Origin of the sequence: uncultured Methylophaga sp. (assembly GCF_947259025.1) — a bacterium.
Classification (GTDB): domain Bacteria; phylum Pseudomonadota; class Gammaproteobacteria; order Nitrosococcales; family Methylophagaceae; genus Methylophaga.
The window spans coordinates 95,469-107,279 of the sequence record NZ_CAMYKO010000002.1 but is presented as its reverse complement, the minus strand read 5'-3'; the positions used below and the strand labels follow the sequence as shown (position 1 = coordinate 107,279).

Sequence of the window (11,811 nt, the reverse complement as noted above, 5' to 3'; positions counted from 1 at the left end):
TATTCGTTCTGATGGCAATCAAGACATGGGAACCTGATGTTCTTCCTGGACTCCCAATGAGCCCACCCGCTGAACCCCTGTTCAGCTGAATTCATTTCTTTACCAGGCGCCGCATCAACCTCACAGGAGGGAGCGACACATTGTTTTTGGTCTTCATAGCGCAGGCCAGTACTTTGACCTCATTTTACGCACGAACCAACGTGCGAATATAGCAGTCCCGGGCTATGTCAGCAACTGATAATTTCTACAAATGCTGTAGAATAGAGCTTTTACTGGCGTGGCTTTCTCAAGCGGTAGCTTATTGCAGCCTTAACGCGCCTTCAACCCCGGCAGATCAGGAAAATGACAGGCCATAAACCGCAGTCGCAAAAAGTTCAGTTTATCGAAATCTCTGCTCCGCAAGCCGGCCAGCGGATTGATAATTTCCTGCTCAGCCTGGAAAAAGGCGTGCCTAAAAGCCGTATCTACCGGGCTTTGCGTAAGGGTGAAGTGCGGGTCAACAAGGGACGCATCAAACAAACCTATAGATTGCAGGCCGGCGATACCGTCCGCGTTCCGCCGCTACGGGTCAGTGAGAAAAAGCCGCCGAGCCAGGTTAAAGACTCACTTAAACAGCAACTGTTAGAGAATATCATTTTCGAAGATGACTGTATGCTGGCAATTAACAAACCCGCCGGCCTTGCCGTGCATGCCGGCAGCCAGATTCAATTGGGCGTGATTGAGGCATTGCGTATTATCAAAGCGGAATTGCCGTTTCTGGAACTGGTTCATCGTCTCGACCGCGACACATCGGGCTGCCTGCTGCTGGCCAAGAGCCGTGACAGCCTGCTCAAGCTGCAGCAGCAGATGCAGTCGGACGACATTGATAAACGCTATCTGACCCTGCTTAAGGGTGAAATGCCGGAACTGGAAAAACTGGTGGAGCAGCCTTTGCAGAAAAATACCCTGTCTTCCGGCGAGCGCATGGTGCGCATCGATCCAACCGGTAAAAAAGCCAAAACCCTGTTTATAAAAAAACAGGGCTGGCAGCAGGCCCAACTGACCGAGGTCAAACTCTACACCGGCCGCACCCATCAAATCCGGGTGCATGCCGCATCTTTGGGTCAACCGGTCGCCGGTGATGACAAATATGGCGACCGTGAATTCAATAAAAGCATGAAAACCGTCGGCCTCAAACGCATGTTCCTGCATGCCTGGCGGCTGGGTATTCAACATCCGCTCAGCGGGGATGCTTTGCAACTGGAAGCGCCGCTCCCGGAAGCGCTCAACACCTTGATCACACAATTAGACGCAACATGAGTCAATACCAATTAATCATCTTTGACTGGGATGGGACCCTGATGGACTCCACCGGTCATATCGTCAACTGCATGCGCCACGCCATCACTAAATTGGACCTGGCCCCACTGGAAGACCAGCAAATCAGCCATATTATCGGTCTGGGCCTGCAGGAGGCGGTACAAACGCTCTATCCCAACGGCAACGCGGCCATGTGGACCAGCCTGGCCGATTGCTATCGCCAGACCTGGCTCGACAGTCCGGTCGATACACCGCTATTCGACAATGCCTGTGAACTCCTGACCGAACTGGCCGAGCAGGAATTATTTCTGGGCGTGGCCACCGGCAAAAGCCGCCGTGGTCTGGACAAGGTATTGAAAGCCACCGGCTTGGGTGACCTGTTTGTCGCCACCCGCTGCGCCGATGAATGTCATTCCAAGCCACACCCGCAAATGGTCAGTGAAATCATGGACTTTACCGGCGTCAGTGGCAGTGATGCGCTGATGATTGGTGACACCGAATTCGATCTGCTGATGGCCAAAAATGCCGGTGCTCACAGTCTGGGCATTACCCACGGCGCGCATGATGAAGCCAAGCTTCTGGCCTGTGAGCCTCAGGCAATCGTGCATGATCTGCATCAAGTTCAGCATTGGTTACGTCGCGCCGTCACCGAGTTTTGATATGATGGTATTTTTTGATTCAGGGCAGAAAAAAGATGGCCACATTTGGAGACTTCCCGCCGGAAAGCGGGACTAAAAAAAACCAATCCGCCAGCGGCGACAATAGTTGGGAGCGCGACGTGCTCAGGGATCTGGCGTTTGCGGCGATTAAGGAACAACGGGCCAAGCGTCGCTGGGGCTATGTCTTCAAACTGCTGATTCTGCTTTACCTGGTGGGCTTTATGATCCTGGCCTACTCACCCGGCAAGCTGTCTTCAGCCGCTGAATCACACACCGCACTGGTTGATATCCGCGGCATTATTTCAGCCGACTCCGAAGCCAATGCCGATGCACTGGTGACGGGCATCCGCGAAGCCTTTGAATCGGAAACTGCCAAGGGCCTGATCCTGCGTCTTAACACGCCCGGCGGCAGTCCGGTTCAGGCCGGCCTGGTCAATGATGAAATCCAACGGCTGCGTGCCGAACGACCCGACTTCCCGGTTTATGCTGTGGTTCAGGATGTCTGCGCATCCGGTGGTTACTATATTGCAGTGGCGGCTGACGAAATTTATGCCGACAAGGCGAGCATCGTCGGTTCTATTGGCGTGCGCATGGACAGTTTCGGCCTCACCGGCCTGATCGACAAAATCGGCATTGAACGTCGCTCGCTGACTGCCGGTGACAACAAGGCATTCCTGGACCCGTTCCTGCCGATGAAATCAGACGATGTTGAACACGCGCAGCAAATGCTCGATACCATTCATCAGCAGTTTATCGATGTGGTTAAAGCGGGTCGTGGCGATCGGCTGCAGGATAACGACGAATTATTCAGCGGCCTGTTCTGGTCGGGTGAAACCGCTGTCGATCTGGGCCTGATTGACGGCCTGGCCGGCTCCGGCAAGGTCGCCCGTGATCTGGTTGGTGCTGAAGAAATTATCGATTACACACCGCGTCCCAATTATCTTGACCAGTTCACTGGCAAACTGGGTAGCAGCATTGCTAACCTGATCAGCGAAAAAAGCAAATGGAGCCTGCAATGAGTCAAGCAACGCTGAGTGAAGAAGAGCGCAAAAAGCGGGAAGAACGTTTTCGCTATGTCGATCTGAGTCACCCGCTAATGCAAGTATTGTTTAATATGCAGCTTTCCGCCGATAAAAAACCGGGGGCTGAGCAATGGGACTGACAGCACAATCTCTGGTCAACAAATCACTGGATCTGGTCTCCCCGCCCAGTACCTATATTCAACTCAACAAACTGATTCAGGATCCAGACAGTGCGATTGATGATATCAGCGTGGTGATCAACACCGATCCAGCGCTGGCAACGCGCCTGTTGCGTATCGTTAACAGCCCGTTTTACGGCTTTCCTTCTGAAATCAATACGATATCGCGGGCGATTACCATTATTGGCACACGGGAGCTGACTCACCTGGTGCTGGCCACTTCGGTGATCAATGCGTTCAGAGGCATCCCTGCTTCTCTGATTAATATGGATCAATTCTGGCGTCACAGTTTTGCCACCGCCATCACTGCCAGACTGCTGGCAGAAGAATGCGGGCAGAACGCCACCGAGCGTTTCTTTATTGCCGGCCTGCTGCATAATATCGGCAGTCTGGTCATGTATCAGTCGATGCCGGAACTGGCCGGTGAGGCCATCCGCAGTGCTGAGTTCGGCCATGAAGTGTTATTCCGTGCGGAGCAACGTGTGATCGGCTTTGACCACACCGAAGTCGGCTATGCTTTGGCGCGGGCCTGGCACCTGCCCCACTCATTGCAGGAAGTGGCCCGCTACCATCACACGCCGGCCCAGGCCGAAGACTTCCCGGTGGATGTCGCGATTATCCATATCGCCGATATTCTGGTATCTTCCGTGCCTTTCGGCCACAGTGGCGACAATCATGTGCCACCACTGGATGAGACCGCCTGGGACCTGCTGGCTTTGAACGAACTTCAGATGCCGATGCTGATGGAGCAGGTCGATCAGAAAATTGATGATCTCAGCGCTGTGATGCTGAGTCAGGATTAACCCGTATTCCCATTATTCATGAATTTAACAAGAGGCTAACAATGAGAACGGTTCTCCTCGGCGCCCCTGGCTCCGGTAAAGGCACTCAAGGCGTGGTGCTGTCAAAGAAGTTCAATATCCCGCAAATTTCCACCGGTGACTTGCTGCGTGCCGCGGTCAAAGCCGGCAGTGAACTGGGTAAAAAAGCCAAAAGTGCGATGGATGCCGGCGCGCTGGTATCTGACGATATCGTGATTGGCCTGATCCGCGAACGCTTGTCCGAGGACGACGCCAAAAATGGTTACATTCTGGATGGCTTCCCACGCAACATCCCGCAAGCTGAAGCATTGGACAGTATGCTGGAAGAACTGGGCCAGCCGCTGCAGGGCGTAGTGTTGCTGGACGTGCCTTTTGAAGAGCTGATGCAGCGTCTGACCGGCCGTCGTACCTGTAAGGACTGTGGCGCCATCTACAACATTCATTTGTCACCTCCGAAAACCGAAGGTCACTGCGATCGCTGTGGCGGTGAACTGTTCCAGCGTGAAGACGACAATGAAGAGACTATTGGCAATCGCCTGAAAGTCTACGAAGAACAGACAGCGCCCCTGATCGGTTACTACCAGGAACAGTCCAAGCTGCACACTATTCCCGGCACCGGTGATATCGAGAATATCACCAACCAGGTCGGCGCCGTGTTCGACAAGATCTAAACCGTGATTCCGGCTCCTGCGGGAGCCGGCTCTCCCTATGGCCCGTATTCTCGCCGTCGGCATCGCCACTATCGATATCATTAACCGGGTCAGCCATTATCCGGCTGAAGACGATGAGGTCCGGGCTTTATCGCAAAAGCAGGTGCGTGGCGGCAATGCCAGCAATAGCCTGGTGGTACTCAGCCAGCTTGGCCACCAATGCGCCTGGGCAGGCGTATTAATCAACGAACCCGATGCCACCGTGGTGGAACAGGACTTTGATCGACACCAGATCGATTACCGCTCTGCACTTCGTCTGAATCAGGGCAAAATGCCCACCTCCTATATCAGTGTCAGTGAGGAAAGCGGTAGCCGCACTATCGTGCATCACCGCGACTGTCCGGAGCTGCCTTTTGCCCATTTCAAAAATCTGGCAGTGACTGATTTTGACTGGATTCATTTTGAGGGCCGTAATGTTGAAGAGCTGGGGCAGATGCTGCACTGGCTGCGTCAGCATTACCCGGGGATCCCCTGCTCGCTGGAGGTGGAAAAGCCACGTGCAGGTATTGAGGACTTGTTCAACCTGCCTGATGTGCTGATGTTTTCCCGGCCCTATGCCCGCAGCCGTGGTTTTGACAACGCCCAGGCCCTGCTGAAAGCGCAATCCGCGCCCGGATTGATGACCTGTAGCTGGGGCGAAGACGGTGCCTGGCTGCGCCGAGGTGAAGCTATTATGCACAGCCCGGCCTTTCCGCCAGCGCGGGTCGTTGATACGCTGGGTGCGGGCGATACTTTTAATGCCGGACTGATCTCGGCCTTGGTTAATGACCAGACGCCCAAACAGGCGCTGGAATCAGCCTGTCGGCTGGCCGGTCAGAAATGTGGCCAGCATGGTTTTGAACATTTATCCCACTGATTATGAAAAAGATTTATCTGTGCCAAACTGGCGAACTTGAAGAATATCAGACCCGGGAATTCACCGTTGAAATCGGTGAAGACTCGCTCAACTTTTTCCTGCTTAAACAGGATGGGGACATCCGTGCCTATCTGAACTTCTGTCCGCATCTGGGTATTCCGCTTAACTGGCAGCCGGATGAATTTATGTCGATGGAAGGCACGCATATCCAGTGCTCAACCCACGGCGCGCTGTTTCAACTGGAAGACGGCTACTGCTTTTCCGGGCCCTGCCGCGGTGAGAGCCTGACGCCACTGAATATCGACATCAACGACAGCGACGAGATTTACCTGGTCTCCACCGGTGAGTTTGACGACAAGCAGTCAAAAACCGCCTGACGCAGCGCCCTCACCACCTCGGCCCGGCCCGATAAAGCCAGGCTATCAGCGACCTTTTCAATCGACTGTTGTTGCAGGATCAGCTTCACCAGCAACTGCTGCTGATCGGGGGGAAGCTGCTGAAATGCTGTTGAGGTGAGTTGCTGCTGTAACCATTGCCATAAGGCAAACTGGCTGGATGCCAGCGGTCGCAGGGCATGGGCAAAGGCCTGAACCTGCGCCTGATAATCTTTATCCGGCTCTGTACCGAACGGCTTGAGCGCCGATGACAATAACACCACACTGTCGCTCGAAAGCTCAGTCAATTGTGTCTGCAGTAAAAACGGCCACTCCCTGCTCAGACGGTTGCGCGCAGACTCAACCAGATCCGCGCCATCATCGGTGATGGCCTTTAACAGCATCAACGAGCGGCTGCCGCTGACTTCATCCTGGTGCTGGCCGAGACGCACCGGCACAAAGCCATTATTCAACCAAAAGCAGTTCAAACGGGTTTCCATGGCAAAACTGGTGCCCAGCACATCGCCCTGCTCGGCGATTTGGTTTTGCAACTGCGCCAGCAACAGGCTACCGAGCCCCCGTGATTGCAAGGCAGGGTGCACAGCAATACGAATAATGCGCTGATAACGATATTGCCCGGCCTGAGGCAGACCGCTATGAACCAGCAGCGATTGTGGCAAAAGCTGGCCCTTGAGCCGGCGCTGTCCGGCAAAAACCTGTTCCGCCAAAGCATCATCCAGTGGTGGTTCATCCACCAGCCAGGCACTGGCAAGGACATGTCCACGATAGCGCAGCACCGCAATAGAAATATCATCGCGATCCAGCAGCATTTGCAGATCCGAGGGCCGGGTCCGGTAATGGGCCAGCGTCATTAAACCGAACACTTCCCGCAGCAAAACTTCATCTTCGGCCAGGCTGTGACGATCAATCAGATCAAAGTCGAGTTCAGCATGTTCGGCCATTGATATTCGTGCATCTGCAACCGGTTCAGCATCAAGCAACAGGGCATCAAAGCTGAAGGCTTCCAGTGGGTCATCCTCAGCCCAACGGACTGGCTGTTTAAGACTGATAGCGCGCCAGTCAGGCGTCATCTCATCGAGGGTTTTCTGAAAGCGCAAGGCAAAACCACGGCCCGTGCCTTCATAGCCATGCAAAGTCGTGGCGAACACAATGCGGGAATAGCTTTCCAGCATCTTTGTCAGCATCGCGGCCGGGATCGCGGCTGCTTCATCGACAATCAGCAGATCGGTCTGTGGTTTATTCTCAAGCAAGGTATCCGGGGCCATAAAGCGGATTTTCCCTTGCTGCCAGTCCAGTCCGGTTCGGTGGCTGACAGCCCCTTCCAGGCCCTGCTGTGCATGCTGAATTAAGGGTTGAATATTATTAACCGAGGGTGCGGTGACCAGGATGTGGTGTTTCCCCTGTTGCAGCAACTGCGCTGCTGCCATCCCCAGCAGTGCCGTTTTACCGCGACCGCGATCAGCTGAAATCACCAGCGGCCGTCGTCGATGGCCTTTCACCACCCGCAGTACGGCCTCAATCGCCTGAGTTTGTTCCGTGGTGGCTGTTATCGCTTGCGCCTGACCCCGCTTGGCCGGCAATGTGATCTCGGGCAGAGATTCATCCCCGCTGAAAAATCTGACTGCAGCGTGCTGATCGGCGATATGCAGAAAACGCTGTAACCAGGGTGACGGCCCTGCCTGCTCTGGCAGCAGGATCAGCATTAGCCCGCCGGCCTGCAGTGTGCCCACCAGGGCGCCAAAGGCATCAGCGTAAAAATCCTGGCGAGCATCAAACACGATCAGCTGGTTGTCGCGGCCCAGTTGTTGCTGCGCTTGCTTGTGGCCTATTGCTGTGTCAGGCCGATCAGCCTCATCGGATAACCAGCAGCGTGAAGTGTGATCAGCTTGCTGATAAAGCAGGCTAGCCTGCTTTATCAGCGGCTCCCCCTGCAGAATCCAACATTGTCGCTGGGGCAGGTTCATCGAATCAGTAGTGAGGCGGTGGCGGTTCGTCACCCTGCTGCACCAGTTGTGTGTGTTGCAGGCTTTCCAGCTGCGACTTGAGGGCTTTAAGCTGGTTTTCCAGCCGATCAATCTGTTGCTGCTGGCTGGTCACGACCTGATTCAGGTCTTCCAGCAGCCCATCCTGAAACGCGACGCGGGTCTGTAAATCAACAATCTCGTCGTTCATCAATCATCCCCATCATAGGACAAAGCCGGGCCCAGCCAGCGTTCCGCGGTAGGCATATCCCAGCCTTTACGCTGGGCATAGTCTTCCACCTGATCCTGGTCGATTTTACCCAGACCGAAATAACGCGATTCCGGGTGAGCAAAATAAAAGCCACTTACTGCGGCGGTGGGCAACATCGCGAATGACTCGGTAATGGTCATATCGGCATGGGTCACCGGATCGATCAGTTCCCACAGCATGGCTTTCTCGGTGTGATCGGGACAGGCCGGATAGCCCGGCGCCGGACGAATGCCACGGTATTTTTCATCGATCAGGGCATCGTTGTCGAGCGCCTCATCTTTGGCATAGCCCCAGAATTCCTTGCGCACCCGTTCATGCATGCGCTCGGCAAAGGCTTCGGCCAGGCGATCGGCCAGCGCCTTGAGCATGATGCTGTGATAATCATCATGATCTTCTTCAAAGCGCTCGACATGCTCATCAATGCCGATCCCGGCCGTGACCGCAAAGGCGCCGATGTAATCATTAACGCCGCTGTCTTTGGGCGCGACAAAGTCGGCCAAAGCCGCATTGGGCCGACCCGGCGGCCGCTCGGTCTGCTGACGCAGACTGTGCAGCGTCATCAGGACTCCACCGCGCTCATCATCGGTGTATACCTCGATATCATCGTCGTTGACGCTGTTGGCCGGGAACAGGCCGATCACAGCCTTGGCTTTCAGCCACTTTTCATCAACGATCTGTTTGAGCATTTTCTTAGCATCTTCGAAAAGATGGGTCGCATGTTCACCCACAATTTCATCTTCCAGGATGCGCGGGAATTTACCGGCCAGTTCCCAGGACTGGAAAAACGGCGTCCAGTCAATGCGATCCACCAGCTCATCCAGCGGGTAGTCGTCAAAGACTTCCAGTCCTAGTTTGGCCGGTTTAGTGGGCTGATAAGCCTGCCAGTCAATCTTGGTTTTATTGGCCCGGGCTTCGCCAATCGGCAACTGGCGACGGGTGCTTTTGCGGCCGGTATGGCGGGCGCGTTTTTCCTGGTAATCCTGTTTGACGTCGGCGACAAAACCGTCGCGGGCATCTTTACTGACCAGTTTCTGCGCCACACCCACCGCGCGCGAGGCATCTTTCACATAAATGCTGCAGCCGTGGTAGTTAGGCTCAATCTTGACCGCGGTATGGATCAATGAAGTGGTGGCACCACCAATCATCAGCGGCATTTCAAAGCCCAGTCGCTCCATTTCCTTGGCGACATGCACCATTTCATCCAACGACGGCGTAATCAGACCCGACAGGCCGATAATATCGACATTCTGTTCGCGGGCGGTATCGAGAATGGTCTGCGCCGGCACCATCACGCCCAGATCGATGACCTCGAAGTTATTACACTGCAACACCACGCCGACAATGTTTTTGCCGATATCGTGCACGTCACCTTTGACGGTGGCCATCAGGATCTTGCCGTTATTTTTACTGGTATCGCCTTCTTCCTTGGCGGCCTCGATAAACGGCATCAGATAGGCCACGGCTTTTTTCATCACCCGCGCTGATTTCACCACTTGCGGCAGGAACATCTTGCCCTCGCCGAACAGATCACCGACCACGTTCATGCCGTCCATCAGCGGCCCTTCGATCACTTCCAAAGGCTTAGCAAAAGCCTGGCGGGCTTCTTCGGTATCATCTTCGACGTAATCGGCAATGCCCTTGACCAGCGCATGTTCCAGTCTTTTGGCGACCGGCAGTTCACGCCAGCTCAGGTCTTCCTGTTTCGCCGCAGTGCCGCCCTCGCCCTTATATTTCTCTGCCAGTTCCAGCAGGCGGTCTGTAGCATCGTCGCGGCGGTTTTGAATGACGTCTTCAACGGCTTCACGCAGTTCTTCCGGTAGATCGTCATAAATCGCCAGCTGACCGGCATTAACGATACCCATATCCATACCGGCTTTGATGGCGTGATACAGGAACACGGCATGAATCGCCTCGCGCACCGGATTATTACCGCGGAACGAGAACGACACATTGGACACACCACCGCTGATCTTGGCATGCGGCAGGCTCTGCTTGATATCGTGCGTGGCCTCGATAAAGTCCATCGCATAGTTATTGTGTTCTTCAATACCGGTAGCGACCGCGAAGATATTGGGGTCGAAAATAATATCTTCCGGCGGGAAATGGACTTTCTCGGTCAGCACTTCATAACTGCGGGTACAGATTTCGCGTTTACGCTCACGGGTATCGGCCTGCCCTACTTCATCAAAGGCCATCACGATCACAGCAGCACCATAACGGCGCACCAACTTGGCCTGCTCGATAAACTTGTCTTCGCCTTCCTTGAGACTGATGGAGTTAACGATGCCCTTGCCCTGGATACATTTCAGACCGGCCTCGATAACTTCCCATTTGGATGAGTCAATCATCACCGGCACCCGGCTGATATCAGGTTCGGCCGCCAGCAGATTGAGGAAGGTCACCATCGCTTCCTGTGACTCCAGCATGCCCTCATCCATATTGATATCGATGATCTGGGCACCGTTTTCGACCTGCTGCCGGGCGACTTCCAGCGCCGTGTCGTAATCACCTTCTTTGATCAGGCGGGCGAAACGTTTTGAACCGGTGACATTAGTCCGCTCACCGACGTTCACAAACAGGCTGTCTTCGGTGATATTAAGTGGTTCCAGTCCGCTCAGGCGGCAATGATGCAAGTCTTCCACCGGCTGACGGGGTTTGATGCCTTCAACGGCTTCGGCAATCGCCTTGATATGTGCCGGCGCGGTACCACAACAGCCACCGACAATATTCAGAAAGCCTGACTCGGCCCATTCCTTGATTTGCGCCGCCATTACTTCCGGGGATTCGTCGTACTCACCGAACTCATTGGGCAGGCCGGCGTTGGGGTGGGCGCTGACATAGGTGGTGACGACGTTGGACAATTCTTCCACGTACTGACGCAACTGCTCGGCACCCAAGGCACAGTTCAGGCCAATACTGAGGGGTTTGATATGCGACAGCGAATTCCAGAAGGCTTCAGCCGTCTGACCCGACAGGGTACGGCCACTGGCATCGGTAATGGTGCCGGAGATCATCACCGGCAGATGGATAGCATGGTCTTCACAGAACTTGTCGATAGCAAACAAGGCGGCTTTGGCGTTGAGGGTATCGAACACCGTCTCCACCAGCAGCAGGTCCACGCCGCCATCGACCAGACCACGTATCGCCTCGGTATAGGCCTCGACCAGCTCATCAAAAGTGACGTTACGGAAACCCGGATTATTCACATCCGGTGAAATACTGGCGGTGCGGTTGGTGGGGCCTAAAACACCGGTTACAAAGCGCGGTTTGTCCGGGTTGGCCGCGGTGAATTCATCGGCGACTTCGCGGGCCAGTTCGGTTGAGACTTTATTGAGTTCGTAGACCAGATCTTCCATCTGGTAATCGGCCATCGCGATCGAGGTGCCGTTAAAGGTGTTGGTCTCAACAATATCGGCGCCGGCTTCAAAGTAGGCGCGGTGGATATCCCGGATGATATCGGGCTGGGTCAGCGACAGCAGGTCATTATTGCCTTTGACATCACAAGGATGGTTTTCAAAGCGCTCCCCACGAAAATCCTTCTCTTCCAGTTGATAGCTCTGGATCAGCGTCCCCATCCCGCCATCGAGGATCAGGATTTTTTCTTCAAGCAAGGCGTGGAGTTGGTGGTAAACGGTCAT

Annotated in this window: 11 protein-coding genes; 8 read left to right on the top strand and 3 right to left on the bottom strand. The window is 54.7% G+C overall.

Going from position 1 to position 11,811, the window contains the following annotated elements; genetic code table 11:
- The first annotated feature begins 342 nt into the window (after positions 1-342).
- The 8 genes from Q0X64_RS01675 to Q0X64_RS01640 are packed head-to-tail and all read left to right on the top strand — an operon-like array spanning position 343 to position 5,923.
- Positions 343-1,299, top strand: coding sequence for an RluA family pseudouridine synthase (locus Q0X64_RS01675; protein ID WP_297808170.1), 957 nt, complete (start codon positions 343-345; stop codon positions 1,297-1,299).
- Positions 1,296-1,958 carry an HAD-IA family hydrolase gene (locus Q0X64_RS01670; RefSeq protein ID WP_297808167.1) on the top strand — a complete coding sequence of 221 codons (663 nt, stop codon included), beginning with the start codon at positions 1,296-1,298 and terminating at the stop codon, positions 1,956-1,958. The genes Q0X64_RS01675 and Q0X64_RS01670 overlap by 4 nt, the downstream gene beginning before the upstream one ends.
- A 35-nt stretch (positions 1,959-1,993) precedes the next feature.
- Positions 1,994-2,977: a S49 family peptidase gene (locus Q0X64_RS01665; protein ID WP_297808164.1), complete on the top strand. Its 984-nt coding sequence runs from the start codon at positions 1,994-1,996 to the stop codon at positions 2,975-2,977.
- Positions 2,974-3,120 (top strand): hypothetical protein, encoded by a 147-nt coding sequence (locus Q0X64_RS01660; protein ID WP_297808161.1) that lies wholly within the window; start codon positions 2,974-2,976, stop codon positions 3,118-3,120. The genes Q0X64_RS01665 and Q0X64_RS01660 overlap by 4 nt, the downstream gene beginning before the upstream one ends.
- Positions 3,111-3,962, top strand: coding sequence for an HDOD domain-containing protein (locus Q0X64_RS01655; protein ID WP_297808158.1), 852 nt, complete (start codon positions 3,111-3,113; stop codon positions 3,960-3,962). The genes Q0X64_RS01660 and Q0X64_RS01655 overlap by 10 nt, the downstream gene beginning before the upstream one ends.
- A 41-nt stretch (positions 3,963-4,003) precedes the next feature.
- Complete coding sequence (locus Q0X64_RS01650; RefSeq protein ID WP_297808155.1) at positions 4,004-4,651, top strand: adenylate kinase; 648 nt, start codon at positions 4,004-4,006, stop codon at positions 4,649-4,651.
- Positions 4,652-4,688: 37 nt separating this feature from the next.
- Positions 4,689-5,546: a PfkB family carbohydrate kinase gene (locus Q0X64_RS01645; protein WP_297808151.1), complete on the top strand. Its 858-nt coding sequence runs from the start codon at positions 4,689-4,691 to the stop codon at positions 5,544-5,546.
- A gap of 2 nt (positions 5,547-5,548) precedes the next feature.
- Complete coding sequence (locus tag Q0X64_RS01640; protein ID WP_297808148.1) at positions 5,549-5,923, top strand: Rieske (2Fe-2S) protein; 375 nt, start codon at positions 5,549-5,551, stop codon at positions 5,921-5,923.
- On the opposite strand, the gene Q0X64_RS01635 is transcribed toward Q0X64_RS01640, so the two are convergent.
- From Q0X64_RS01635 to metH, 3 genes are read right to left on the bottom strand one after another with little or no spacing between them, the layout of a single operon-like run.
- Positions 5,872-7,938: a GNAT family N-acetyltransferase gene (locus Q0X64_RS01635; RefSeq protein WP_297808145.1), complete on the bottom strand. Its 2,067-nt coding sequence runs from the start codon at positions 7,936-7,938 to the stop codon at positions 5,872-5,874. The genes Q0X64_RS01640 and Q0X64_RS01635 overlap by 52 nt on opposite strands.
- Positions 7,910-8,113: a SlyX family protein gene (locus Q0X64_RS01630; protein WP_297808143.1), complete on the bottom strand. Its 204-nt coding sequence runs from the start codon at positions 8,111-8,113 to the stop codon at positions 7,910-7,912. Before Q0X64_RS01630 ends, Q0X64_RS01635 begins: the two co-directional genes overlap by 29 nt.
- Positions 8,113-11,811: a methionine synthase gene (gene metH / locus Q0X64_RS01625; RefSeq protein ID WP_297808142.1), complete on the bottom strand. Its 3,699-nt coding sequence runs from the start codon at positions 11,809-11,811 to the stop codon at positions 8,113-8,115. Before metH ends, Q0X64_RS01630 begins: the two co-directional genes overlap by 1 nt.

Coding starts and splice junctions, on each gene's coding strand:
- Q0X64_RS01645 (WP_297808151.1), top strand. CDS start 4,689: ATGGCCCGTATTCTCGCCGTCGGCATCGCCACTATCGATATCATTAAC.
- Q0X64_RS01665 (WP_297808164.1), top strand. CDS start 1,994: ATGGCCACATTTGGAGACTTCCCGCCGGAAAGCGGGACTAAAAAAAAC.
- Q0X64_RS01660 (WP_297808161.1), top strand. CDS start 2,974: ATGAGTCAAGCAACGCTGAGTGAAGAAGAGCGCAAAAAGCGGGAAGAA.
- Q0X64_RS01650 (WP_297808155.1), top strand. CDS start 4,004: ATGAGAACGGTTCTCCTCGGCGCCCCTGGCTCCGGTAAAGGCACTCAA.
- Q0X64_RS01670 (WP_297808167.1), top strand. CDS start 1,296: ATGAGTCAATACCAATTAATCATCTTTGACTGGGATGGGACCCTGATG.
- metH (WP_297808142.1), bottom strand. CDS start 11,811: ATGACCGTTTACCACCAACTCCACGCCTTGCTTGAAGAAAAAATCCTG.
- Q0X64_RS01640 (WP_297808148.1), top strand. CDS start 5,549: ATGAAAAAGATTTATCTGTGCCAAACTGGCGAACTTGAAGAATATCAG.
- Q0X64_RS01675 (WP_297808170.1), top strand. CDS start 343: ATGACAGGCCATAAACCGCAGTCGCAAAAAGTTCAGTTTATCGAAATC.
- Q0X64_RS01630 (WP_297808143.1), bottom strand. CDS start 8,113: ATGAACGACGAGATTGTTGATTTACAGACCCGCGTCGCGTTTCAGGAT.
- Q0X64_RS01655 (WP_297808158.1), top strand. CDS start 3,111: ATGGGACTGACAGCACAATCTCTGGTCAACAAATCACTGGATCTGGTC.